Annotated in this window: 25 protein-coding genes and 2 pseudogenes; 12 read left to right on the top strand and 15 right to left on the bottom strand. The window is 68.0% G+C overall.

Translation table 11 applies throughout. The annotated features are described in order from the left end of the window. Positions 1-10: 10 nt before the first annotated feature. Positions 11-1,195, top strand: a complete 1,185-nt coding sequence (locus AC069I_RS43185) for a GNAT family N-acetyltransferase (protein ID WP_478267991.1) — start codon at positions 11-13, stop codon at positions 1,193-1,195. Here AC069I_RS43185 and AC069I_RS43180 read toward each other — a convergent pair whose 3' ends face one another. Both AC069I_RS43180 and AC069I_RS43175 read right to left on the bottom strand, forming a co-directional pair. Beyond that, entirely contained in the window at positions 1,196-2,368 is a 1,173-nt protein-coding gene (locus AC069I_RS43180; RefSeq protein ID WP_478267990.1) for an MFS transporter, read from the bottom strand. Between the two features lie 177 nt (positions 2,369-2,545). After that, on the bottom strand, positions 2,546-3,040 hold the full coding sequence (locus AC069I_RS43175; protein ID WP_478226893.1) for a MarR family winged helix-turn-helix transcriptional regulator: 495 nt from the start codon (positions 3,038-3,040) through the stop codon (positions 2,546-2,548). A 189-nt stretch (positions 3,041-3,229) separates the two neighbouring features. Between AC069I_RS43175 and AC069I_RS43170 the strand changes: the two genes are divergently transcribed. Beyond that, positions 3,230-4,435 (top strand): acyl-CoA dehydrogenase family protein, encoded by a 1,206-nt coding sequence (locus tag AC069I_RS43170; RefSeq protein WP_478267989.1) that lies wholly within the window; start codon positions 3,230-3,232, stop codon positions 4,433-4,435. Positions 4,436-4,449: 14 nt separating this feature from the next. Here AC069I_RS43170 and AC069I_RS43165 read toward each other — a convergent pair whose 3' ends face one another. Continuing rightward, entirely contained in the window at positions 4,450-4,986 is a 537-nt protein-coding gene (locus AC069I_RS43165) for a dihydrofolate reductase family protein (protein WP_478226891.1), read from the bottom strand. A gap of 90 nt (positions 4,987-5,076) precedes the next feature. Between AC069I_RS43165 and AC069I_RS43160 the strand changes: the two genes are divergently transcribed. Next, positions 5,077-5,664, top strand: coding sequence for a TetR/AcrR family transcriptional regulator (locus tag AC069I_RS43160; RefSeq protein ID WP_478267988.1), 588 nt, complete (start codon positions 5,077-5,079; stop codon positions 5,662-5,664). Positions 5,665-5,703: 39 nt separating this feature from the next. Here the strand turns inward: AC069I_RS43160 and AC069I_RS43155 are convergent, their stop codons facing one another. The 4 genes from AC069I_RS43155 to AC069I_RS43140 form a co-directional block, all read right to left on the bottom strand. Next, positions 5,704-6,669, bottom strand: coding sequence for a sporulation protein (locus tag AC069I_RS43155; protein ID WP_340685847.1), 966 nt, complete (start codon positions 6,667-6,669; stop codon positions 5,704-5,706). Between the two features lie 120 nt (positions 6,670-6,789). Further along, entirely contained in the window at positions 6,790-8,133 is a 1,344-nt protein-coding gene (locus tag AC069I_RS43150) for an erythromycin esterase family protein (RefSeq protein ID WP_478267987.1), read from the bottom strand. 193 nt (positions 8,134-8,326) lie between these two features. Then, positions 8,327-9,169, bottom strand: coding sequence for a dioxygenase family protein (locus tag AC069I_RS43145; protein ID WP_478226888.1), 843 nt, complete (start codon positions 9,167-9,169; stop codon positions 8,327-8,329). Positions 9,170-9,247: 78 nt separating this feature from the next. After that, positions 9,248-10,153, bottom strand: coding sequence for a helix-turn-helix transcriptional regulator (locus AC069I_RS43140; protein ID WP_340685844.1), 906 nt, complete (start codon positions 10,151-10,153; stop codon positions 9,248-9,250). A gap of 134 nt (positions 10,154-10,287) precedes the next feature. Between AC069I_RS43140 and AC069I_RS43135 the strand changes: the two genes are divergently transcribed. From AC069I_RS43135 to AC069I_RS43120, 4 genes are all read left to right on the top strand, one after another. Next, entirely contained in the window at positions 10,288-11,478 is a 1,191-nt protein-coding gene (locus tag AC069I_RS43135; RefSeq protein ID WP_478267986.1) for a glycosyltransferase 87 family protein, read from the top strand. After that, entirely contained in the window at positions 11,466-12,215 is a 750-nt protein-coding gene (locus tag AC069I_RS43130; RefSeq protein WP_478267985.1) for an SDR family NAD(P)-dependent oxidoreductase, read from the top strand. The genes AC069I_RS43135 and AC069I_RS43130 overlap by 13 nt, the downstream gene beginning before the upstream one ends. Positions 12,216-12,539: 324 nt before the next feature. Continuing rightward, the gene (locus tag AC069I_RS43125) at positions 12,540-14,345 is read left to right on the top strand and encodes a ThiF family adenylyltransferase (RefSeq protein ID WP_478267984.1); all 1,806 of its coding nucleotides are present in this window, start codon (positions 12,540-12,542) and stop codon (positions 14,343-14,345) included. After that, complete coding sequence (locus AC069I_RS43120) at positions 14,342-15,328, top strand: 3-oxoacyl-ACP synthase III family protein (RefSeq protein WP_478226884.1); 987 nt, start codon at positions 14,342-14,344, stop codon at positions 15,326-15,328. Before AC069I_RS43125 ends, AC069I_RS43120 begins: the two co-directional genes overlap by 4 nt. 485 nt (positions 15,329-15,813) lie before the next feature. Here AC069I_RS43120 and AC069I_RS43115 read toward each other — a convergent pair whose 3' ends face one another. Beyond that, positions 15,814-16,080: a transposase domain-containing protein gene (locus AC069I_RS43115; protein WP_478226914.1), complete on the bottom strand. Its 267-nt coding sequence runs from the start codon at positions 16,078-16,080 to the stop codon at positions 15,814-15,816. A gap of 207 nt (positions 16,081-16,287) precedes the next feature. Here AC069I_RS43115 and AC069I_RS43110 point away from each other — a divergent pair. Further along, positions 16,288-16,490, top strand: a pseudogene (locus AC069I_RS43110) (HNH endonuclease signature motif containing protein); the annotation flags it as partial. A 25-nt stretch (positions 16,491-16,515) separates the two neighbouring features. Here the strand turns inward: AC069I_RS43110 and AC069I_RS43105 are convergent. The 3 genes and pseudogenes from AC069I_RS43105 to AC069I_RS43095 all read right to left on the bottom strand — a co-directional run. Then, a pseudogene (locus AC069I_RS43105) lies at positions 16,516-16,641 on the bottom strand (IS30 family transposase); the annotation flags it as partial. Positions 16,642-16,670: 29 nt separating this feature from the next. After that, on the bottom strand, positions 16,671-17,867 hold the full coding sequence (locus tag AC069I_RS43100; RefSeq protein ID WP_478226883.1) for an FAD-dependent monooxygenase: 1,197 nt from the start codon (positions 17,865-17,867) through the stop codon (positions 16,671-16,673). 20 nt (positions 17,868-17,887) lie between these two features. Then, positions 17,888-18,451 carry a TetR/AcrR family transcriptional regulator gene (locus AC069I_RS43095; RefSeq protein ID WP_478226882.1) on the bottom strand — a complete coding sequence of 188 codons (564 nt, stop codon included), beginning with the start codon at positions 18,449-18,451 and terminating at the stop codon, positions 17,888-17,890. 763 nt (positions 18,452-19,214) lie between these two features. Here AC069I_RS43095 and AC069I_RS43090 point away from each other — a divergent pair. Together AC069I_RS43090 and AC069I_RS43085 are read left to right on the top strand one after the other, a co-directional pair. Continuing rightward, on the top strand, positions 19,215-19,403 hold the full coding sequence (locus tag AC069I_RS43090; RefSeq protein WP_478226881.1) for a hypothetical protein: 189 nt from the start codon (positions 19,215-19,217) through the stop codon (positions 19,401-19,403). A 142-nt stretch (positions 19,404-19,545) separates the two neighbouring features. After that, positions 19,546-19,737, top strand: coding sequence for a hypothetical protein (locus AC069I_RS43085; RefSeq protein ID WP_478226880.1), 192 nt, complete (start codon positions 19,546-19,548; stop codon positions 19,735-19,737). 7 nt (positions 19,738-19,744) lie between these two features. Here the strand turns inward: AC069I_RS43085 and AC069I_RS43080 are convergent, their stop codons facing one another. Further along, positions 19,745-20,701 carry a GlxA family transcriptional regulator gene (locus AC069I_RS43080; RefSeq protein WP_478226879.1) on the bottom strand — a complete coding sequence of 319 codons (957 nt, stop codon included), beginning with the start codon at positions 20,699-20,701 and terminating at the stop codon, positions 19,745-19,747. 86 nt (positions 20,702-20,787) lie between these two features. On the opposite strand from AC069I_RS43080, the gene AC069I_RS43075 reads away from it, so the two are divergent. Both AC069I_RS43075 and AC069I_RS43070 read left to right on the top strand, forming a co-directional pair. Continuing rightward, positions 20,788-20,931, top strand: a complete 144-nt coding sequence (locus AC069I_RS43075) for a hypothetical protein (RefSeq protein ID WP_478226878.1) — start codon at positions 20,788-20,790, stop codon at positions 20,929-20,931. Between the two features lie 219 nt (positions 20,932-21,150). Then, positions 21,151-22,896 (top strand): BCCT family transporter, encoded by a 1,746-nt coding sequence (locus AC069I_RS43070; RefSeq protein WP_478267983.1) that lies wholly within the window; start codon positions 21,151-21,153, stop codon positions 22,894-22,896. A 61-nt stretch (positions 22,897-22,957) separates the two neighbouring features. Here the strand turns inward: AC069I_RS43070 and AC069I_RS43065 are convergent, their stop codons facing one another. Genes AC069I_RS43065 through AC069I_RS43055 form a run of 3 tightly spaced genes read right to left on the bottom strand, consistent with a single transcriptional unit; the run spans position 22,958 to position 24,691 of the window. After that, positions 22,958-23,323: a DoxX family protein gene (locus AC069I_RS43065; protein ID WP_478267982.1), complete on the bottom strand. Its 366-nt coding sequence runs from the start codon at positions 23,321-23,323 to the stop codon at positions 22,958-22,960. Next, complete coding sequence (locus AC069I_RS43060) at positions 23,323-23,799, bottom strand: carboxymuconolactone decarboxylase family protein (protein WP_340685831.1); 477 nt, start codon at positions 23,797-23,799, stop codon at positions 23,323-23,325. Before AC069I_RS43060 ends, AC069I_RS43065 begins: the two co-directional genes overlap by 1 nt. Positions 23,800-23,827: 28 nt before the next feature. After that, positions 23,828-24,691 (bottom strand): sigma-70 family RNA polymerase sigma factor, encoded by an 864-nt coding sequence (locus AC069I_RS43055; RefSeq protein ID WP_478267981.1) that lies wholly within the window; start codon positions 24,689-24,691, stop codon positions 23,828-23,830. Positions 24,692-24,706 lie beyond the last annotated feature (15 nt).

Below are 24,706 nucleotides of genomic sequence, written 5' to 3'. Positions count from 1 at the left end.
CACTGTGGCGATGAAGATCCGTTCCACGACCGCCGAGGACCGCGACGTCTTCGTCGACACGATGTTCACCGCGTTCGCGCGTTTCCCGGACACCGCGGGCGAGACCTGGTCCGCGCTCGAACTGGACCGCGGCCTGCTCGCGGTGACGGAGGACGGGCGGCCCGTCGGCACGGCCGCCGCGTATTCCTTCGAGCTCACCCTGCCCGGTGAGGTCGTCGTCCCGGCCGCCGGGGTGACCGCCGTCGGTGTCCTGCCCTCGCACCGGCGGCGGGGTGTGCTCAGCGCGATGATGCGGCATCAGCTCGCCGAGTTCCGGGAGCGGGGCGAGTTCCTCTCCGTCCTGCTGGCGTCGGAGGCGCTGATCTACCGGCGGTTCGGCTACGGCCCGGCGACCTACACCCGGCGTCTGACGGTGCAGCGCCATCGGGCCGCCTTCGCCGGCGGGACGGCCGGTGGCTCGATCGAGGTGCTGCGCCGGGCCGAGTGCGGCGAGCTCCTGGAGGAGGTCTACGACCGGTATCGCCGTGCCCGGCCCGGCGCGCTGTCGCGGCCGCACCGCTGGTGGTCCTTGGGCGCCGGGCAGCCGCCGATCTCCCGGGCATCGCGCCACATCGCCGTCCACCGCGACGCCGACGGTGTCCCGGACGGGTACGCCTCGTACTCGCTCACCGAACCGAGCACCTTGACCGTCGACGAGACCGTCGCCGTCGACGACGAGGTGTCCACGGCGCTGGCCCGGTTCGTGCTCGAACACGACCTGATCACCGAGGTCGTGTTCGAGCACTGCCCGCCCGACCATCCGCTGCGGTGGCAGCTCGAGGACTTCCGCGCCGGCGAAGTCGGCGGTGACACGGACTGGCTCTGGGTGCGGCTGCTGGACGTGCCCCGCGCGCTCACCGCACGCGGCTGGTCCACCGACGGCGAGCTCGTCCTCGACGTCGACGACCCGGCGCTCGGCGAGCACGGCCGGTACCTGCTCACCGTCCGGGGCGGTGAGGCGGACTGCGTGCCGACCGACAGCGAACCCGACCTCTCCTTGGACGTGAGCGACCTGGGCTCGATCTATCTCGGCGGCACCACCCCGAGCCTGCTCGTGCGGGCCGGACGCGTCCGAGCCCATCACCCGGGTGCGGCCGCGCTCGCCGACGCTCTCTTCCGTACCGAGCGTTCGCCGCACTGCCTGCACTGGTTCTGATCAGGTCCGGCGGGTGCCGACCGTGAACAGCAGCGACGCCGCGGTCAGCACCACGCCGAACCACACCACGCTGGTGATCCCGGCGTGGTCCGCGAGCAATCCCGCGAACAACGCGCCCAGTGCGATGGAAGTGTTGTACGCCAAGGTGTTGAGCGACATGGCGGCCTCGAACGTGTCGGGTGCGGACCGCTGCGTCATGGTGAGCTGGCTCAGCTGCACCACGCCGTAGGACAGTCCCCAGAGCACGAGCGCGATCATCGCCCCCGCCTGCCCGTGGCCGATCGCGAGTAGCAGCAACAGTGACGCCACGAGCCCGGCCGCTCCGACCGCGAAGCTGACGAGCACGTTCTTCGCCACGAAATACCCGGCGACGAAGTTCCCCGCGGCTCCCCCGGCACCGAAGACGATCAGGCACACCGTGACGAAGGCGGGCGACGCCGACGAAGTGCCTTCCAGGAAAGGCCGGATGAAGGTGTAGACACCGAAGTGCCCGAGCACGAACAGGACCACCGTGATCAGGACCGATCGCAGGCGCGCGTTCACCCGCGGCAGGCCGAAGACCTCACGGACCGGGACCGCGTTCGCCGACGGCAGGGACGGGACCAGGACGAGCACGGCGAGGAAGACCAGGACGCTGAGCCCGCTCCAGATCAGGAACGTGGCCTGCCAGCCGACGAGACGCTCCAGGACGGTGCCCAGCGGCATCCCCAGCACGGTGGCGACGGAGATACCGGACATCACGACCGCCGCCGCCCGGTTCGCGTGGCGGCCGGGGACGATCCGCATCGCCATCCCCACGCCGATGGCCCAGAACGCGCCGTTGGCGAAGCCCATGACGAGCCGGGTCGCCAGTACCAGCGGATAGCCGGGCGCGAGGGCGGTGATCAGGTTGCCCGCGGTCAGGATCGCGAGCAACGCGGAGAGCAGGACGCGCCGGTTGATCCGCCGCGTCCACGCGACCACGAACGGCACGCCGAGCCCGGCCGAGACGCCGTAGAGCGTGACCATCAGGCCGGCGGCGCCCACCGAGATGTCCAGGCTGGAACTCACCGGGGTGAGCAGGCCGACGGGCATCAGTTCGGTGGTGAGGAAGACGAACAGGCTGGCGGTGATGGCGGCGACCCCGGCCCAGCCTTTCAGGGTCGAGTGCGCGTTTTCGGTTCGGGTGACCATTTCTTCTCTCTCGATTCACGAGCATGACGAAGAAACCCCTGCGGGCACGGCGATTCCGCCCTGGGGTGCTTCGCTCCAGAAGGATCGACGGCGCGCGGGACGACCCGCGAACCTCTTAGCACTAAGCTATTCGATGCTTAGCGCTAAGTCAAACTAGTACCCGAGAAGGTTCGCGCGTCAGTCGTCGAGGGCGACATCTCCCAGTGACCGCAACAGGTTTCGCAGCAAGGCGGCCAACTCGTCCCGTTCCTCGGCGCTGACCGCGCTCAGGAGCCGGTGCTCGGTGTCCACGTGATCGGGCAGGGCACGGTCGATGAGCTCGCGCCCTTCCTCCGTGAGGTCGACCAGCACGCGGCGGCCGTTCGTCTCGTCGGGCGCGCGGACCACCAGTCCGCGTTGTTCGAGCCGGTCGAGCCGCTGGGTGACCGCGCCGGAGGTGATCATCGCCGAACGCATCAGGTCGGCGGGGGTCAGCGTGCCCGCCCGGCGCAGGGTCGCCAGGACGTCGAACGACGACCGGTCGAGGTCGTGGCGGGCGAACGTCTTGCGCAGTTCGCCTTCCAGGACCCGGGTCAGCCTGGTCAGCCGCCCGATGACCGCCATCGGGGAGACGTCCAGGTCGGGACGGGCTTCGGCCCACTGGCGAAGAATGTGATCAACGTGATCCGGCACGACCGGAGATTACCCCGGTCCCAGAGCGCGGACGTTCGTTGACACCCCCGTAGTGCCACTGCTCTACTCGGACGCATGCTCCGTACGGCCTGAATCAGTGTCCGCCCAATTCGGTGAAGACCCGGGAATTCCGGGCGCTCCGTCCTGCCCGGAAACCCCGTTCGCCCTCGCACAGAACGGAATTCGCCCATGACCACGACCGAGAACCGGATCCGATCAGCCAGTGAATGGCTGGCGGCCGCGAAAGACGTCGCCGCCGAACTCGCGGTGGACGCCGCCGAGCGGGACCGTGAGAACGAGACGCCCTACGCGGAAGTACGACTACTCAAGGATTCCGGCCTGGTGACCCTGCTCGGCCCGGTCGAACACGGCGGTGGCGGCCAGAGCTGGGAGATCGCCTACCGCGTGATCCGCGAGGTCGCGCGCGGCGACGGCTCGATCGGCCAGCTGCTCGGCTACCACTACCTCTGGGCGTGGGCCGCCCGGCTGGTGGCGACCGACGAGCAGATCGCCGCGGTCGAAGAACTGTACACGCGGAACAACTTCGTCTTCGGCGGCGCGGTCAATCCCCGTGACTCCGATCTGAAGATCACCGAAGACGGCGACGAGATCGTCTACAACGGACACAAGTCGTTCTCCACCGGCAGCAAGGTCTCCGACCTGACCGTGCTCGAAGGTGTCCTCGAAGGCACCGAGGACCATGTCTTCGCCATCGTTCCGTCCGAACAGGACGGTATCGTCTTCCACGACGACTGGGACAACATCGGCCAGCGGCTCACCGAATCGGGCAGCGTGACCATCTCCGGCGTGCGCGTCCCGTGGGCGAGCGCGGCGGGCTACGTCGACAAGAAGTTCCGTCCCTTGACCTACAACACGCTCAACGTCCCGGCGATCCAGCTGGTGTTCACCAACTTCTACCTGGGCATCGCGCAAGGGGCGCTGGAAACCGCGCTGGCGTACACGCGCGAACACACCCGCGCGTGGCCGTACGGCGGCGACAACAAGACCTCCGCCGGCGAGGAGTGGTACATCCTCGACGGCTACGGCGATCTCCAGTCGAAGCTGTGGGCGGCCGAGGCACTGGCGGACAAGGCCGGAACCGCGATTTCCGCCGTGCTGCACGCACCGCGCGAAGACCTGACACCCGGGGCCCGCGGCGAGGTCGCGGTCCTCGTCGCGGCCGCCAAACAGCGCGCGATCGAAACCGGCCTCGAAATCGGCACGAAGATCTTCGAGCTGACCGGCGCGCGGGCGAGCGCCACGAAATACGGCCTGGACCGCTTCTGGCGGAACCTGCGCACGCACTCGCTGCACGATCCGGTGGCCTACAAGCGCCGCGAAGTCGGTGCGTACGCGCTGCTGAACGAACTCCCGGAACCCACCTGGTACACCTGACCCCGGGCGGCCGGCTAACGCGCGACGGCGTAGGTGAGCAGCAGCGCGCCCGAAGCGAACCGTCGGTCATCGACGAGCGTGAGCGCCGTCTCGGCGTACTCGCCATCGAACAGCCGCGTCCCGCCGCCGAGGAGCACCGGGTTCATCACGAGCCGCACTTCGTCGAACAGCCCGAGCCCGGCGGCGGACGTCGCGGCCCCTCCCCCGGCGAAGAGCGCGATGTCACCTTCGAGACCGGCGAGCGCCGAGGCGTCTTCGATCACGTGGGAGTTGTGCCAGTTCGTGGCTCGGAGAGTGCGCGAGAGGACATACTTCGGCAGTTCGTGCATCCGGCGCCGCTGCGTGGCCGAGACCTCGTCCCCGGCGGCCGGCCAATAGCCGGCGAGTTCCTCATAGGCCTTGCGACCGAAGGCCATGCCGTCGATCGACTCCAGCAGCTCGTCGATATGCCCCTGGAACTCGTCGTCGGCGAACCGCCAGTCGATGTCGCCCGCGGCGTCGGCGATGTACCCGTCGAGCGAAACGTTGATGTGCAGGAAGAGCCGCCCCATGTGAACTCCTCGGTTGACTTCTTGAACGCATGAACAAGAAGTCAAGGTACACTTCTTGAACGCACTGTCAAGAAGTCGTACGATGACGCCATGCCACGCACGGGACGGCCGCGCTCCTTCGACGAAGACCAGGTGATCGGGGATGCGCTCGACGTCTTCTGGCGGCGGGGTTACGCGGCCACGTCGATGCGCGACCTGAAGGAGGACCTCGGCATCCTGCCGGGAAGCCTGTACGCCGCGTATGGCGACAAGCACGCCCTCTTCCTGCGAGCACTGGAACGCTACGCGGGCGGCGCCGCGAACCAGGCGGACACTCTCGCCGAAGGACCGGTCCTCGCGCATCTGCGTGAGCTTCTGCTCAGCGTCCTCGAAGCGGCGCGGGAAACCCCGGGACGCGGATGCCTGCTGGGCAACACCGCCGCCGAACTGCTACCCGCAGACGAAGCCGCGGGAAAGATCGTCCACAGTGGATTCGAAGCACTGGAAACCGGTATCACGCAAGGACTCGAAGCCGCCCAGCGGTCCGGCGAGGTCCGCGCGGACATCGACTGCGGGGCGCAGGCACGGCTCCTGCTCATCGTCATGCAGGGCCTGCACGTGGTGGCCAGGGCGGAGGCCGATCCGCGCCGGCTCACCGACGCGGTCGACGCCGCTTTGGCGCCCTTGACCGCGAAGTGACCCCTGGGCACACCGGCGCCGGCGTGCCCAGGAGCCGGATCACTCCTCGAAGCCTTCGTCGCCGCCGTCGAAGGCGTCCTCCATGACCTCGCCGAGGATCATGCCGCCGACCACGCCTGCCGCGGCACCGGCGACCACGCCGCCCATCCCCGGTCCACGCCTGCCGTGGTGCCCGTGGTGGTCGTAGTCGTGGCCGTAGTGCTCCTGGTGCCCGCCGAACATGGCGTGCCCGCCGCCGGACTCGGCGACCTTGGCCAGCCAGCCGTCGATGGCCGCCGCCCAGTCGGTGCGCAGGGCCTCCTCGTGCGAAACGTGGAAGCGGCCGAAGGAGTCGCCGCCGGAGCGGAACATGCCACCGCGCCGATCGGCCTCCAGCACCACCACGAGGTCGTCCGGGCCGGCGACGAAGGTCAGCTCCACCTGGCTGACGCGGCCCGCGTAGCGCGACGGCGGGAAGAACTCGATCTCCTGGAAGAACCCGAGCTCCTGCCGGACGCCGTGCAGCCGGCCGGCTTCGACGTCGGCGCTGCGGAACGAGAAGCCCAGCTCGCCGAACGCCTCCAGCACCCGATCCTGCGATTCCAGCGGCCCGACCAGCACCGGGTCGAGGTCGCCCTTGTCCGGCGCTCCGGCGATGACCAGTTCGGTCCGCACACCGACGACCATACCCGGCAGTTCACGTCCGCCGACCGCGCTGATCGGCGTCTCCCAAGGCAGCGCGATCTGGAACGGAACGGTGGTCAGCTGTCCCGCCGTCACCTTCACCTTGCGGCCCGCGCTGACCCGCAGGAACTCCGCGGTTCCGGCGCGCTCGTGGTCGCCACGCTCGACCTCGACCCGGGTGACCAGCGAAAGCAGGATCTCCTCGATCTGGGCGTCGCTCGAACCGCCCTGGATGCGGACCTGGCCGGTGATCACCTCGCCGGGAACGGCGTGCGGTGAGTCGAGCACGGTGTCGACGGACGGACCGCCGACCCCGAAGGCGCTGAGCATCCGTTTGAACATCAGGGATTTCCTCCGCTGGGTACTGGAACAGGGGGTACCGGAACACTTCGACTACTACCGAGATCCGTCGCGGCACGCCAGGTAAACCGGGTTAAAACCCCCTAAACGGGCGCAACGTCACTACCTTCTCAGATCGGCCTGGCGGACGTCGTGCAGGTGGATGACGACGTCGTAGGACCGCCCGAGCGAGATGGCCGCGGGGTCGACGGGGAACAGCGTGCCGATGGTGCGGGTGGGCCGGGCGGTGTCCAGCCAGGCGCGGGCGGCGGGCGGCGCGGTGCGGAGGTCCAGGTAGAAGTCCTCGAACCGGACCTGGTCGAGGGTGTCCTCGTTCGTCCCGGACGGCGCGGCCGGGACGGAGAACCGCTTCCACTCCCCGCCCACCGCGGTGTCCTTGGACAAGAAGGAACCCTCGTCGAAGCTGAACCCGATCGGCAGATAGCCGCGGCCCAACGTCTCGCTCAGGAAGGCGCCTTGGGTCTTCGGGTAGATCGCCGGCATGTCGGGGATGTACGCGACGTGGGCGTTGTGCGCGGAGAGCAGGATCTTGTGCCCGGTCCGCCGCTGCCACCAGGCGACGTTCTGCGCCATCGCCTGGTCGCGCAGGATCTGTGCCGCGGGCAGGCTCTCCGGATCCGCGAGGTCGACGGCGAGGAAGCGGGCGGTCTGCGCGACGAACCGGGCGTGCTGCTCGGTCCAGCCGTGGGCGTCCGCGCCGGTCAGGCCCTTGACCAGCTCGAAGGCCTGCTCCGCCTGCGTGGCGAGCCGCTGTCGCTCGTCGACGGGTTTGCGCAAGTAAGCGAACGCGTCGTCGATCGGGCGCAGCCCGGTGTACAGCTCGTTGAGCCGGGGCAGCGCCTCCGGGTGATGGCGGCCGATATAGTCGGTGATCCGCGCGAAGAACACGTCGTTCACCGATGGCGCGCCGAGGTCGTCACCGACGAAGTGCACCGTGCGGTCGGGGTGCGCGCGGTTGTGATCGCGCATCCACCGGATCAGGCTGACGAACTCCTCGCGGTCCCACGGGGAGCCGGCCAGCGTGCGCTTCGCGATCTCACGGGCGTCGCCGCGCCCGCTCTGGACGTACTCGTCGATCTCCAGGCCGGCTGACCAGCTGAGCTCCAGCGCGAAGGCCCGGAACCCCTTTTCCTCGACGAGGTAGCGGAACACCCGCTCCTTCATGGTGAAGAACTCGTGGGAGCCGTGCGTCGCCTCGCCGAGGCCCACCACCTTCGCGCCGCCGATCATCCCGCCCAGCGCCCGTAGATCGGCGGTGCTCCGGCCGGGCTCGGTCGAGCGCAACGGATGTGCCGCCCGGTCCAGCGACCGCACCGGATCCCGCCAGGCGGAGGTCGTCTCCGCCGCGAGAGCCGGACTCGCCGCGGGAGCGAGCACCGCCCCCGTCACCACCACCGCCGCGGCCACCAATCCGCGTCTCCCCCACCGTTTCCGGCGCTGTGTCATTACCGTCCACCCCTTCGCTCCGATGTCGAAGACGATCATCGTCCGCGGACCGGAGCGGCGCACTGAAGCAAAGCTCCCACTTGGGGTGAGGAAAACCCCACCCCACGAGGAAGCGGGTGGACCCCGCCGCCGGGGTGTGGGTCCCGGCGGCGGGAGTCCACCCGCGTTTATCTCCCTCCGCAGCGGCTGTCCGTCACTCCGCGCGCCACAACGCGGGTGTGGACGGCGGCTCCCAGCCTGGCTGGGCCGTGTGCGCCTGCAAGCACACGTAACCGCGACCGCTGTAGGTGACCCGGGCGCCCGCGGAATAGCCGGTTCCCGCCGCCCAGGTCGTCCCGCCGGGCGGGTTGGAGGTCGAAGTCGACGTCGTCGGCGTCGTACTGGTCGGCCGTGAGGTCGACGTCGGCGTCTGCGGCACGTTCAGCACGAAGTCGAACGCGGCCTGCTTGCCGGAAGGCTGATCGCGCACGGTCATCAGCAGCCGCGGGTCGAAGATCGAGTCGGTGTTGTTGCGCGGCTCGTTGGGGAAGTAGAGCTGCGTGGTCAGCACCGGCCTGCCGGGCGCCTGGACCTTGACGTGGATGTGCCGCGTACGGCCGGGGTACAGGCCGGGCACGATCGTGCTCAGCGAGAACGCGCCCTGGTCGTTGGTGAACTGGTGACCGCGGAAGGTGTACCCCACGTTGTCGTAGGCGCCGTTGACGTCCGCCTGCCAGAAGTCCAGCAGCACCCGCGAGATCGGAAGGCACCCGAGACCGAAGACGTAGCCGGAGACGGTGAGCCTCGTCCCTTGCGTGTTCGGCGTGACAAGCGACGTCCGCTGCGGGGAATTCGGCTTGAAGTAAGGACCTTCGGTCTGCGGCGGGGTCGGGTCGTCACCGTCGTCACAGGCGGGGGTCAGCTCGGGTGCCTGGCCGCTCTCGACGGTGGTGCGCGCGAGAGCCGGGCCGCCGATCAACGCGACCGGAGCCGCCACACCCGCGGCGAGCGCGGCCTTCAGCACGGTCTTCCGGCTGAGCTTGTTCTCTTCGTCCATACCTGCTCCTCGTGGGGGCTTCGGGAATCACCCTCGACGGTATGGAGAAGATCAGCTGCGGACGATGGACTGAGGTGGTCAGTCGTGGTGAATCTCCGGGGGCGCGTCACCGGTCCTGCGGTAATCGCCGGGGCTCAACCCCGTTTCCCGCCGGAAGAACCGGCAGAAATAGGCGGGATCCGCGAATCCGACCCGGCTGGCGACCTGCCGCACGGTGAGATCCGTGCCGCGCAGGAATCGTTTCGCCTCCCTCGTCCTCGCCTCGCGCATCAGTTGTGCCGCCGTCCGGCCGGTCGCCGTTTTCACCGCGTCGGTGAGATATCCCGGCGTGACCCCGATTCGCTCCGCGAGTGCACCGACCGACCACAGCCCCAGATCCGGCCTGCCGAGCAGCCGGGCGAATTCCGTGCCCACCGCCTGTGCCCTGGCGGGCGGGCGCGGGTCCGCCAATCCCGGAAGGCGTCCCGCCCGCACGATCAGCACGTGCATCAGGGCCCGCAGCACCGAATCGGTACCCTGGCCGCCACAACGGAATTCCTCGTCCAGTTCGGCGACCATCCGGGCCGTCTCCTCGGCCGCGCGCTCGTCGAGCCGCCACGGCTGCTGGCTGAGCCTTCGCAGGGTTTCGCGATCCGACGGATGTTCGAGCAGGAAATCGTCGGTGAACAACACGACGAATCCACTGAGATCGCGGGCATCCCAATGGTGCACCTGCCCCGGTGTTATGACCGCGAGCTGCGGCGGCCCCAATTCCCAGCGGGTGAAATCGATGACGTGGTCGCCGGTACCGCCGGTGACATGGACGATTTCGTAGAAAGTGTGCCGATGCGGGAACGCCGCCCGCGACATCGGCCCGATCGTGTCGAATGTGCCGACCGTGAACGGCAGAGCGTCCGGCGCGCGGACCTCCAGCCGATGCAGTGGCAATTCCCCCGCCTTCGGTTCGAGGCAAGGCGTCCTCGGCAACACCGTCGTTCCGCGCATGGACCGGTCCCTTTCACCACACTGGGAATGAAAAGTCTAGACCAATGACGGATCGCTGACTGCCGACGGAAGTCGCTTGTCGCCGTCGGGGTACAGTCAGGAGCATCGACGCACGTCCGAAGGGTCACCACGCGATGTCTCCCACCAAGTCGCGCGGTCGGACCTGGTGGCCGGTCGGCGCGTTCGCCGCACTGGTACTGGCGTGCGCCGTGGCCTGGGCGACGACGGGCGCTTCCCACAGCGACCTCGAGATCTACCGCTTCGGCGTCGACACCCTGTGGAACGGCGGCGACCTCTACGGCGCGTTGCCGCTTTCCGACGCGGGCATCCCCCTGCTGTTCATCTATCCGCCGTTCGCCGCACTGGTGCTCACCCCGCTGGCGCTGGTGCCCTGGACCGGCGCGGTGCTCCTGTTGTTCGCGCTCAGCCTGGCCGCGCTGGGGATCACCTTCTACGGGATCACCCGCACGCTGTGGCCGTCCGGCGACCGGCGGAAGGCGCTGCTCGTCGCGTCGCTGGCGATCACGCCGGCGCTCTTCCTCGAACCGGTCCGCCAGACGCTCGGCTTCGGCCAGATCAATCTGTTGCTGATGGGTCTCGTCGCGGCCGACTGCCTGCTGACTCGGGGCCGCTACCGGGGAATCGGCGTCGGTCTCGCGGCCGCGATCAAGTTGACGCCCATGGCGTTCTTGTTGTTCTTCCTGGTGCGCAAGGACTTCCGTGGCGCGTTGACCTCGTCGGGCACGTTCGTGGCCGCGTCCGCCGTCGCGTTCGCGGTCGCCCCGGAGGCTTCCGCGCGGTATTGGTTCGGCGGACTCGCGGGGGCGTCCGGGATCAGCGGTACCTCGTTCCACACCAACCAGACCTTGCAGGCCGTGCTGGCGCGATTCGGCGTCGAGGGCGCCGCGAAGCCGCTGTGGATCGTCCTCACCGGCGTTCTGCTGATTCTGGTGACCCTGACCATGTACCGCTCGGCCGCGGTGCCGGCGCTGCTGCTGAACGCGACGTTCGCCCTGCTCATCTCGCCGACGTCGTGGTCACACCACTGGGTGTGGATCGCCCCGGCGCTGTTCACCACCGCCGCCTGCGCGGTACTCCATCGCCGAGATCGCCGCCGGGCCGCGGCCTGGCTCGCCGTCACCGGGGTCGCCGCCACGATCTTCGTCGGGGCACCGTTCCGGTACTTCCCCGCCTTCGACCGGCCGGGCCAGACGTGGACGACCGCCCAGCAGTGGCTGGGAAACTGCTACGTCGCCGCGGGCCTGGTCTTCCTCGTCGTCGCGGCCGTTCTCGCGCTGCGGAAAGGACCTCGATGCTCGACCTGAGCGGCACCACGACCCTCGTCACCGGGGCCAGCGGCGGCATCGGCCACGGCATCGCCCTGCGCTTCGCCGGAGCGGGCAGCGCCGTCGCCGTGCACTACCACCGCGATGAAGCTTCCGCGCTCGCCGTCGTCGAGCGGATCGAGGAAGCGGGCGGCACCGCCAAGGCGTTCTCCGCCGACCTCACCGACGACGGCGAATGCCGCCGTCTCGTGGCCGCCGCCGCGGCATGGACCGGACGGCTGGACACGTTGGTCAACAACGCCGGCGTGCAGCCGATAGACCCCTTGCCGGAGATGTCGGCGGAAAGCTGGCGCGCCGTCCTCGACGCGAACCTCACCAGCGCCTTCTCGTGCACGCAGGCCGCCGCCGACGTGATGGACGGCGGCAGCGTCATCCACATCGCCTCGATCGAAGCGGCCCACCCCGCGCCGGGACACGCGCACTACAGCAGCGCCAAGGCCGCCCTGGTCATGCACGCCCGCGCCGCCGCGCTCGAATACGGACCGCGAGGCCTGCGCGTCAACGCGGTCTCCCCCGGCCTGATCGACCGCCCCGGCCTCGGCGACGCTTGGCCGGAGGGCGTCCGCCGCTGGGAGCAGGCCGCACCCCTTGGCAGGCTCGGCACCCCCGGCGACGTCGCGAACGCCTGCCTGTTCCTCGCGTCGCCGCTCGCGGCGTGGATCACCGGGCACAACCTGACCGTGGACGGAGGCGTCTCCGCACGTCCCACCTGGTGATCACGGACGCCCGCCCTGCTATGACCTCCGCCACATGCCGCGGAATGGCTTGCTCTCACTTCGAATCAGCCCGACACACCATCGGGTGGGAATTCCGGCGGGCTTCATCAGATCTGATTGCCTTCACCGTGACGGATTGTCGATCGCCGTGGCGGTAAACGATTTCCGCACTCGCTCGTGCGTACAGCAGGCTGCGGCATACACCCCAAGACGCTCCGTCACCACGCTGCTACAGTCCGCGCTAGTCCGGTTTCCGTAGAGTTTCCGGGCTTCTCCCACGATTATTTCGCCGATTTCCGGCGATTTCTCCAGAAAAGGCATCACTTGACGGATCTCAACCACCCGTGGATCGTGACCGCGTTCCTCGGGGCCGACACCTGCCTGCTCGGATCCGTACGCGAACTCCGCGCGCGGATCCTGTTCGACCGCGGCCGCCGCCCGTCCTTTCGCCGGGCGGACGGTGCGCACATCGACGACCAGGACCTCGACTTCGGGGCCTGGCACTTCATCGCACGGCAGCGTCCGGACGGTCCGCCGCTCGGCTACATCCGGCTCTCCACCCCCGCCACCGGCGAAAACTTTCAGTCACGGACCTACCTCGGCGTCGAGCGGTACGAGGAATTGCTTGCCGCACAAGGCGTCGAACCGGGCCGGGTCTTCGAACACAGCAGGCTCGTCGTCGAGCACCGGTCCCGGAAGCTCGGACTCGGGCAGTACCTCAACGCGCTCGCGATCGGCGCCGCGCACCACCTCGGCGCCCACGCCATGATCGGCACTTCGGGCACGAAGGACGGCCAGGACCGGTTCCACGCGCAGTTCGGTTTCCGCGCGATGCCGGGCACCCGCCGCTATGTCGAGCAGTACACCGAAGACGTCGTGATCATGTTCCACCGCACCGCCGACGGCGCCGGGCGGCACCACGATCTCGTCACCCGGCTGCGGGACGAATTCCCCCGGATCGCCGCTTCCACGCCTGCGCTCGCCACCACCGAGGCGCCGTCGGGCAGGCCCGCGCCCGCCGGGCTCACCACTGCCCCCGGACCCGACCGCGACCTGTGGCGCCCGACCCTGCTCACACCCCGCAACGCGATGGATTTCCAAGCCCTGACGGCGTTGCTGGCCTACGGCGACGTCCGCGAGATCCACGACACCATCGACGAGCAACTGACCGAACTGGTCCGAAGCCGTGAACCGTCGTGCCGGGAAGAGACCGAAATCGAGGTCAGGAAACGGGAACAGCTCGCCGGGATGGCGACCTGGGAGTACGGCACCTGGGTCTGGTACCCGTGGTCGCGGCGGCTCGTGCACGTCCTGCCGCGCGACGAGTTCCGGCTCGTGCGCACGGATCGCAACCGCGGCAAGATCGACCGGCCCGAACAGCGCCGCCTGCTCGGCAAGCGGATCGGGATCATCGGCCTTTCGGTCGGCAACAGCGCGGCGCTCACCTTCGCCCTCGAAGGCATCGGCGGCGCCTTCAAACTGGCGGATTTCGACGACTTCAGCCTCTCGAACCTCAACCGGCTGCGCGCCGGCGTGCACGAACTCGGTGTCAACAAAGCGGTCCTGTCGGCGCGCCAGATGTTCGAGATCGATCCGTACCTCGACATCGAGATCCACCGCGGCGGCCTGACCGAGGACAACATCGAGGCGTTCTTCACCGGCGGGCAGGGCGCGATCGACCTCCTGATCGAGGAGTGCGACACCCCGTGGGGCAAGGTCGCGGCCCGCGAGTACGCGCGCGATCTGCGCGTCCCGGTCGTCATGGACTGCAACGACCGCGGCATGCTCGACGTCGAACGCTTCGACCTCGAGCCGGACCGGCCGCTGCTGCACGGCCTGCTCGGCGACATCAAGTCCGTGGACGTCACCGACCTGAGCCGGCAGGAAAAGGTCGACCTGATCCTGGCCATGGTCGACGCCGACCGGATCAGCCCGGAACTGGCCGCCTCCTTCGGCGAACTCGGCCGCACCCTGAGCAGCTGGCCGCAACTGGCCTCCGGGGTCGCGCTGGGCGGCGCGTTGTGCGGCGAGGCAGCGCGGCGCATCCTGCTCGGCCTGCCGTGCGCGTCCGGCCGGTTCTACACCGACCTCGACCGGCAGATCGCCCCGGAGCGGAGCACCGTCGCGTGACCCCGCTGCCCGTGCGGATCGCCGGCACCGGCCTCCACCTGCCCTCGGACGTCGTCACCAACCGGCGGCTCGCCGAAACGCTCGACACCTCCGACGAGTGGATCGTCCACCGCACCGGGATCCGGGAACGCCGTTGGCTCGCCCCGGATCTCGCCACTTCGGACATGTGCGTGGCCGCCGCTCTTCCCGCGCTCGCGGCGGCGAACTGTACCGCGAGGGACGTCGACGCGATCATCGTCGCGACCTACACCTACGACCAGCCCTTGCCGTCGACGGCTCTGATCGTCAAGGACGCGCTCGGCGCGTTCCGAGCGCTCACCTTCGACATCACGCAGGCCGCCTGCGCCAACGGTGTCCAGGCGCTGTTCCTCGGTTCCTTGCTGGTGCGAACCGGTGCGGCGAAACGGGTCCTGGTGATCGCGGGTGACTGCGCGTCCCGCGTGACCGATCCGGAGGACCGCACCACCCGGGTCTTCTTCGGCGATGCCGCGGGTGCCGCCGTCCTGACCGAGGCGACGACACCGGGCACCGGCCTGCTCGGCTGGGACTTCGGCGCCGAATTGTCCTACGACGTCGAGATCCCGGCCGGCGGCTCACGGCAGCCCGCCGGGACGACGACGTTCGCGGACCGGCGGCACTACCTCAAGATGAACGGCCGGGCCGTCTGGGACACCGCCACCCGATGCCTGCCCGACAGCGTCCTGAACGCCACCGCCCAGGCCGGGCTGACCGTGGACGAGGTAAGCCATTTCTTTCTCCACCAAGCGAATCTGAACATCGTGCGGGCGGCGATGGACAAACTCGGCGTGCGGCGTGACCGTGCTCCGATCACCGTCGACAAGCTCGGCAACACCGGTTCGGCCGGCGTTTTCACCGTTCTGCACAAGGGTTTCTCGGCGGGCATGGTGCGGCCGGGCGACGCCTTCGTCGTGTCGGCGATCGGGGCGGGATTCCAGTGGGGCACTTTGTGTTTCAGGGCTTAGGCACCGGTTGGTCGTGAGTGGCGATTCGGGTTATTGAGGGGTAGGGCAATCGTGACGTGTCCTGGTGGCGAGCCTCGTGAGTGGTAAGGACGGTTCTAACCGTCCTTACCACTCACGAGCCCCACCACGTTCCGCCGCTCAGGTGGCCACCTATTCGCTTCGCGCCCTCTATCGAAGGGAATAGCACATGTAGGTGCCACATAAACGTGTGATGGCACAGATGTTCGAATGCGGGTAGCGTTGTGTTCGTGGCCAGCGACAACGCATCCCAGAAGACGCCCACTGAGTGGTGGCGCGGTACCGACGATCGCGTGGGTACCACACTCCCCGAGACCAACCACGCGCACCAGCCGGAAAGCGCTCACCCCACGGCCGCCTGACGAGTGATCGAATTCCTTGTTGTTCTCCGAAGTTTCCGGAACGTCCAGGATCACACCGTCGATGGCCATGACACGCCAGGAGTCGAACTAGGCGCCACGAGTTCCTCACCGCCCCATTGGCCTGGCCGCCCGATGAAAGAGTTCCTCCAGCGGCTCCGACCCTAATCGCTGACGAGCTTGCGAAATAGCGCTTGTGGTTGGCACATTCCAATCACCTGACCAGTTCCTCAGGAATCGGAGCGCGCCAACCAGTCGCCGCATCACCTCCTCGTATGCTTCCCCGAAGAACAGTCCCATTGCCAGCACGTAATAGACCACAACATGCGCTGACAGCAATCGCGAACGCTTCTCTCTGCAACCAGTTTCGGCAATGATCTAATCCATCAGATCGCGCGGAAACAATCGCGTCAGAACGCCGATCGAGATCCGATCTATCAGCTTCACATCATGGGCATCACGAGCAGCCATGCAGAAATAATAGACCCATTCATGGCCTATTTCATGCAGCGACAACAACGACACACTGGCCGAAATCCACGAGAAAGAGATAGGTGTACTTTTCACCTTAACTTAGCGGCATTGCACCACATCGCTTTCTGGCGCCACCACGGCGAAACGAAGATCGACAACCTGGTCCTGCTCTGCGCTCGGCACCACCAGCTCATCCACCACAGCGAATGAAAAGTCCAAATCGCCCAAGACGGACTCCCCGAATTCACCGCCCCCGCCTACCTCGACCCACAGGAGAACCCAGACGCAACACGATGCACCTCAGGACATAGCCGAACCGCGTGAACCTCCGAAACCCTTGGTTGAGGCATTCGACTGGGTCCCGATCGCCGAACCGCTGTCTCTGCCCATGATCAGATCGCCTTTCCCGTGCCTTGGGATCGCTCGGTCGTCGGCTTCGGCCGGGCGTTCGGAGATCGGGACCGTCGGGAAGCCTCAGGACATAGGCCGACTCACCGGCTCCGGATCTCGGTCCCGTGTCTCAGATTCGTCACCAGCGCCGTCGACTTGCCCGTGACGGCGGTCGCGAGTGTCCGTTCCAGTCCCGGAAGCCTTGCAACACGCAGGAAAATCCGGCGCGCCTGGAGCAGGAGCCGGTTCGCGGGCAGGAACCATCGCGCACCTCGGCGAGCGACCTGCTGCTTCTCGGTCACCACCGGCCGGACCAGCTTCTCGTACTCGGCGAACGCGGCTTCGATCGAGGGCGCCTGGGTGAGTTGTTCGGCCAGTACGAAAGCGCCCGCGATCCCGAGCGAAGCGCCCTGACCGGCGAGAAGTGAGACGGCGTAGCAGGAATCACCGGCCAGGACGACCCGGCCGCGGCTCCACGACGACATCTCGATCTGCGCGACCTGGTCGTAGTACACCTCACCGGGTGGCGGGCAGCGATCGAGTGCTTTGGGAACCGCCCAGCCGAGCAAACCATAGGTCGCGCGCAGTGCCGCCCGTGCGTCGCCCGGCAGAGCCGGGTCTGTCGCGCGGTGCACGGCGAACGCCGCGAGCTTGCCGTCGCGGAGACCGTAGAAACCCATCTGCATCCCGACGGTGTCGGTCAGGCAGAACCGCTCCCCCACCCGTGCGCGGATCTCCTCGTCCTCGAAGACGAACGCCGCCGTGTGAAAGCCAAGGTAATGCAGGAACCTTTTCTCTTCACCGAAGACCAGCCGCCGTACGGTCGAATGGATCCCGTCGGCACCGACCAGCAGATCGGCTTCGACCATCTCGCCATCGGTCAGGGTGATCCGCACGCGGTCGCCGAGATCCTCGGCTCCCGTGACCCCGGCGCCGAACCGGACGTCCACTGTGGACGGAAGGCTCGTACGCAGGACGCGTTCCAGGTCGGGCCGCATGATGCTGCACAGCCTGCCCCGAAACGACTTCGCGAACTGGACGTAGTCGATCGCCGCCCGTCGGCGGCCGCGGTCGTCCAGCAAACTCGCCTCGTCCACCTGGTACGCCACGTCTTCGACCCGAGGGAGCAGACCCATCTCCTCGATCGCGTCGAACCCAGGGCCGAAGAAGTCGATCATGTAGCCCTGTTCTCGCGGCCCCGCCGCACGTTCCAGCATCACGACCTCGACGTCCAGCGTCGCGAGCCGGTGCGCCAGCGCCAGTCCGGTGATCCCGGCACCGCAGATCGCCACCTTCATCAGGGTTCCTCCCTTTCGGTTCAGCCGACCAGCCTGCACAGGACCGCGAAGGGCACCTCGCTGCCAGATTCCGGTTCGAGCGCGCGATGCAGCAGCAACCCGTCCACCGTGGCGAAAAGCACCGCGGCCGTGCCCTCTGCGTCGGCAACGCCACGTTCCGCCAGCCAACCGCCGAACCGGGCGCGCAGATCGGCGAGAAGCTCGCGGATGCCCTGGCGCAAGTTGTCGTCGCGGGTCGCGGCCAGGTAGGCCTCGGCGAACAGCAACGACATCGGATCGGTGCCGGAATATTCGCCGACCGACGCCAGCAGCGCGTCCACCGCTTCCGCCGGGGTCTCGACGGTTTCCAGCGCCGGTTCGAAAGCGCCCGCGACCTCGCGCATCGCACCCAGCACGGCCTCGATCATCAAGGCCTGCAACGAGGGAAAGTGGTAGTGCACGACGCTCGGCGTGACACCCGCGCGTTCGGCCAGGATCCGGGTACTGACCGCGGACCAGCCGAGCTCGGGCACCAACGCGACCGCGGCTTCGAGCAACCGCCGCCGGGCGACCTGACCACGTTCCGCAGCCGGAGAACCTGCCACCGTCGCCTCCTAGGGCGTTCGTCCTGTACGACTGCCCTGATCTTATGCCCTGGTCCGTTCGGCGCGCAAACTCGGTGGTCACGGCGTCGTCCGCTCCCTACAGTTCCGTTTCCGACGAGAAGAGAACGCACCACGGTGAAACTGGACGGGTACAGATGGCGCACGCTGATCAGTCAGGTCCACCTCGGCAAGGACACCTACCGCGTCATCCGTCCGGCACGCCCTGTCCTCTCGTCCAAAGCCGGCACGGCGCGGAGCCCGACGTGTACACGGCGTCGGCACACGAACTGGCCGCCGCCTGGTGGCTGGCCACACGCTCCCGCGCAGTCTGGTGTATCTGCCCTATCGCGCGTGCCGGACAGCCCGCCAACAGGACCACGAAGGCTGCCGCAGAACGCCTTCCCGGTCTTCAGCAACGAAGAACACCTGAGCTACCGAGGCGACCGCGGTCAGCTTCGCCCGGGCATCGCCGCGGACACCCTTTCCTCGTGGCAGCCGCCGTGCCTTCGAACTCGAGGGCACCCAGCTTCGTGACCTCGCCGAGGACGGCTCAGCAGAGATCGGTGACCCACCGGCCAGGCACGACGCCGCGGAGATCGGCCTCGGCCCGAGGTTCGTCGTCCACGCGACGAGTCGCCTGCCCGGCGGCACGCTGCATGCCGTACTCCGCTGAACCCCCTGAAATTCCGGACGCGGCAAAAATGACCTCTCTCCGCGTCAATGCCGTCGCCAGGCTTGCTCTTCCGAACCCCTTGGAGGACACATGGTCTCGAAACCCCGCGTCGCACTGGGAATGCTCGTCTTGGCCGCGCTGTCTGGCGGGCTCCTCGCGTTGCTCATCTCGCTCGAAGTAGGCACCTTCTGGGCCAAGACGCTGCCACTCGTCTTCCTGGTCGGCGGTGCGACCTTCGCCCAGTCTCTCGGCTTGTTCACCAAGAAGCCGAAGGACTAGGGACCGGTCCCCTCGGCCGCCACCAGGGTCCTGCCCGTGACCGAGCCGGGTGCGTACGTCGAGCGCTTCGAGACGAATTCGCGCAGGCGCGCGCTCCGGGGCGTGACCGCGATAGTGAACGTGGAAAGAGCCCACCACGATCGTGCCGTGGACCGCGGTCGTGGTGGCCATCGACCACACCAGGAAGAACATCCTCGCCAAGGCGTTCGGCGGCGATGTCGGCTGTCTCGTCAAACTCACCGACGGCAGGAAGATCCTCATCAACGGATTCACCGAAGGCGCCGACCTGTTGGCACACGACATCTTCGAGGCCGTCGGACGGCGTTCCGCCTGAAGGAAGGTCAAACTCGCCGCGGCGCGAAGGTCCGGCGATAGTCCTGCGGGGAAACGCCGACGACCTTGTGGAAATGGTGCCGTAGCAAGGCTCCCGAACCGAAACCGCAGCGGCGCGCGACCTCGTCGATGCTCATCGTCGTCTCCTCCAGCAGGGACCGCGCGTGCAGAACCCGTTGTGTCGAAAGCCATCGGTGCGGCGTGGTTCCCGTCTCCGCGACGAACTTGCGCGCGAAGGTGCGCTCGGACATCCGGGCCCGGCGGGCGAGATCGGCGACCGGATGTTCGTGGGCGATGGTGTCGAGCATCCAGGTGAGCACCGGCTGCAGGCTGTCCCCGGTGCACTCCGGGATCGGCACCTCGACGAACTGGCGCTGCCCGCCTTCCCGTTGCGGCGGCACCACCATGCGCCGCGCGATCGCGGTGGCCGCGGCGGAGCCGAGTTCGCGCCGGACCAGATGCAGGCAGGCGTCGATGCCGGCGGCCGTGCCCGCGCTGGTGACGATGTCGCCGTCGTCGACGAAGAGGACGTCCGGATCCAGCTGGGCCTGCGGGAACCGCTTCCGGAACGCCGCGCTGTGGCGCCAGTGGTTCGTGCACCGCCGTCCGTCGAGCAAGCCGGCGGCGCCCAGCACGAACGCGCCCGTGCAGACCGAAAGCAGCGTGGCGCCGCGCTCCGAAGCCGCCCGGAGCGCCTCGAGCACCGCGGGCGGGTACTCGTCGCGTACGTCGCAGGCGGGGACGACGACGAGATCCGCGTCCTCCGTCGCTTCGAGACCGTGCTCCGGGGTCACTTTGACGCCGTGGCCGAGGCTGAGCGGTTCTCCCGCCCGCTCCCCGCACACGCGGAAGTCGAGTAGTGGCACTCCGTCATCGGTGCGGTCGTAACCGAGCACCTCGCAGACGACACCGAACTCGAAGGCGGCGAAATCGTCCAGCAGCACCACGGCGACGCTCTTCAGCATGGCCGGAGCATAGCTGGCAGGATATTGTCGCACAACGACAGAACTGCCACTTTTGGCAGGATCTCTGGCGGCGCAAACTTACTGCCATGACCGCAATCCTCGTCACCCTCGCCCTGATCGCCCTCGTCGGCTACCTCCTGGAGCGCAACCACACGCGCCAGGGTCGCCCCGGCACCGCCGGCGGAGACCCGCTCGTCCGCCCCTTCTGGAGAGGCGGCGACACGGCCTGAGGGCACCGGGCCGCGAAGGCCCGGTGTCACGAGCGCCACGTTCCCCGCCCGGACCGCGAACCCGACCGTCATCCGCCGAGGTCAAACCCACAATCACGGCTTTGAACCACTTCGCCCGTATTTTCTGCCGGTTACCAGTTTTCTGGTTAGGGTGCAGTGGTGCAAACGGGTTAACATCGGGCGGAAGGAGAGCGCGCCGCAGTCGGCGCGTCACTGAACATGAGTTCGCAGGACGGTAAACAAGCGGAAGAAGAGGTCGTCGCGGAGACCGCGGCCGACCTTGCCCACGCACCGGACACGACGGGCCCGGGCCACCCGCCCGATGAGCACGTCCCCCTCGACCTCGCCTCAGAACGACCCGCCGCGACCGACCGGACCGTTTTCGGTGTGGCGGCGGTACTCGCGCTCGCGATCATCGTCTGGGGCGTGCTGGCCCCGGAAAACCTGGCGAGTGTCGCGTCGACCCTGTTGAACGACGCCGTGATCCCTTACGGCGGTTGGGCTTTCGTGCTGACCGCGAGCGGTTTCGTGCTCTTCGCGGTCTGTCTGGCCATAAGCCGCTACGGCCGGATCCCGCTGGGCGGGGACAAGGAACTGCCCGAATTCCGGACGTCGTCGTGGATCGCGATGATGTTCAGCGCCGGCATGGGCATCGGCCTGATGTTCTTCGGGGTGTACGAACCGGTCTCCCACCTCGCGAGCCCGCCCCCGGGCACCGCGGCCCCGAATTCCGACGAAGCCGTCCACACCGCGATGGCGACGACGTTGTTCCACTGGACCGTGCACCCGTGGGCGATCTACGCCGTCGTCGGTCTCGCGATCGCCTACAGCACCTTTCGCAAGGGTCGCAGCCAGCTGATCAGTTCGGTGTTCGCGCCGCTGATCGGCAAGCGGCGCACCGAAGGCCCACTGGGCAAGGCGATCGACATCATGGCGATCTTCGCCACTCTGTTCGGTTCCGCCGCTTCCCTCGGCCTCGGCGCGCTCCAGGTCGGTGGCGGCATGGGCGCCGTCGGCTGGATCGACGACCCAGGCAAGGGCCTGCTGGTCGCGATCATCGCGATCCTCACCATCGCGTTCATCGCTTCGGCGGTTTCCGGTGTGGCCAAGGGCATCCAGTGGCTGTCCAACATCAACATGGTGCTCGCCGCGGTACTCGCGGTGTTCGTCCTGGTGGTCGGGCCGACCGTGCTGATCCTCAACATCGTGCCGGGCGCCATCGGCGACTACTTCCGCGAGCTGGCCGAGATGTCCGGCCGCACCGGGATGACCGGCGGCGAGGAGATGCAGACCTGGCTCGGCGGATGGACGGTCTTCTACTGGGCCTGGTGGATCTCGTGGACCCCCTTCGTCGGCATGTTCATCGCGCGGATCTCGCGCGGCCGCACGATCCGGCAGTTCATCTTCGGGGTCATCGCGATCCCGAGCATCGTGAGCCTCATCTGGTTCGCGATCTTCGGCGGCGCGGCGATCAGCAGGCAGCGAGCGGGGACGGACATCGCGGGCGCGGGCAGTGCCCAGTCGGCGACGTTCGAACTGCTCGAGACGCTGCCGTGGTTCCTCCCGATCGCCATCCTGGTGATGATCCTGGTGTCCATCTTCTTCGTCTCCGGTGCGGACGCGGCGTCGGTGGTGATGGGTACCTTGTCCCAGCGCGGAAGCGTGCATCCGAAGAAGACCGTCGTGATCTTCTGGGGCGTGCTGATGGGTGCCGTCGCGGCGGTGATGCTGCTGGTCGGCGGGGACAAGGCGCTGACCGGTCTGCAGAACCTCACGATCCTGATCGCGGTGCCGTTCGTGTTCGTGATGGTCGGGTTGTGCGTCTCGGTCTGGAAGGACCTGCGCAACGACCCGCTGATGAAGCAGGAAGACGCGATGATGTTGTCGCTGAAGGAACTCCACGAGGAACGCACGAACGGCCACGGCCGCCGTCGCATCCTCGGACGATCGAAACAGCGCACCTGATCTCGTAAGTACATGAAGGCCCCCATCCCCAGGCGCCTGGGGATGGGGGCCTTCATGTACTTCAGGCGCGCCCGATGGCGACGAAAGCGCACAGCGCGAGGTAGCCCAGGTCCAGCAGCGCGACCAGGGGCTCCCGGCGACGCAGCCGGACGACCACGGCGCCCGCCATGACCAGCGCCAGCCCGAGGGCGGCCAGCGGCACGAGTTCCGGCGCGATGTCGAGCAAGGCCGGAAGGATCAAGCCGACCGCGCCCAGGATCTCGACCAGCCCGATGAACTTCACCGTGCCGGGGCCGAAATCCAGTACCCAGCCCGCGGCCGACGCCACGCCGGCGATCTTTTCCCTTTGCAGGAACAGTTTCCCGACGCCGGACACGACATACATGACGGCCAGCAGCCAGGCGACGATCCATAGTGCGGTGTCCATCAATGCCCCGCGAACTGGCCTGGCGTGTAGTCGCCCGCCGGCTGCCGGGTGATGACGTTGAGCCGGTTGAAGGCGTTGATGAGCGCGATCTGGGTCACCAGCGCCACGAGCTGCTCGTCGTCGTAATGCTTGGCGGCGGCCGCCCACGCCTCGTCGGTGACACCGCTGCCGTCGGCGAGGCGGCAGCCCTGCTCGGTGAGCTCCAGCGCGGCGCGTTCGGCCTCGGTGAAGACCGTCGCCTCGCGCCAGCACGCGACCAGGTTCAGCCGGGTCGTGGTCTCCCCCGCGTGCGCCGCGTCCTTGGTGTGCATGTCGAGGCAGCCCGAGCAGCCGTTGATCTGGCTGGCCCGGATGTTCACCAGTTCCCTTGTCGCCAAAGGAAGTTCGCTGCCGTCGAGCACCTTCGCGGCCGAGACGAGGTGCTTCACCAGCTTCGGCGCGAGAGCGGTCTTGAGATAATCGATCCTTGCCTGCACGGGATTTCTCCTTCTCGTCGGTGTTCACTTACTTCGACGAGGAGGACTCCCGGGAGGTAACACCCATGGCCGCGAGGCGACGGGGGTCACTCACGGAATCGATTTCGACGATACGGCCGTCGACGATGGTGCAGGACATCACGCCCAGCAGCTTGCCGGTCCGGCTCCACGACACGATTCCCGGTTTGCCGTTGACCAGCGCGGGACGAGTGGTGACGACGGCGCGCGCCCCGCGCTGGACCCGCGTGGCCACCTCGGCCGCGCCGAGCCGCACGACCTCGCCGTGCCTGCTCCGCGAACGCCACGTCACGCCGGGGTCGAGCATCTCGACCAGTCCTTCGAGGTCTCCTTCGCGCGCGGCGGCGAGGAACGCCTCGACGACCGCGTGCTGCCGAGGCTCGTCGGCTGGACGCCGTCCTTGCACCTTCCGGCGGGCCCGGCTGGCGAGCATCTTGGCCGCGTCGGCGGATTTGCCGAGGATCTCGCCGACCTCGGCGAACGGGACCGCGAACAGGTCGTGCAAGACGAACGCCAGCCGCTCCGCCGGGCCGAGGGCGTCGAGCACCACGACCAGCGCCACCCCGACCGATTCGGCGAGCAGCGCGTCCTCTTCCGGCGAGTCCTCCAGCACCAGCAGCTCGGGCGGCTCGTCGTAGGAATCCTCTGGGCGGGTCTTGCGGGAGCGCAGGACGTCGATGCAGACGCGGCCGACGACCGTGGTCAGCCAGCCGGAGAGGTTGTCGATCGTGTCGGCGTCCTGGCGGGCCAGCCGCAGCCAGGCCTCCTGGACGGCGTCCTCGGCGTCCGCGCGCGAGCCGAGCATCCGCTGGGCCACGGCCACCAGACGCCCGCGCTGTTCCTCGAACGCGCTGGCCAGGGCTTCGCCGGTCATGTCGATACCTTTCTC

This window comes from Amycolatopsis sp. NPDC043885 (genome assembly GCF_056435685.1).
This window is presented reverse-complemented; position numbering and strand designations above follow the sequence as displayed.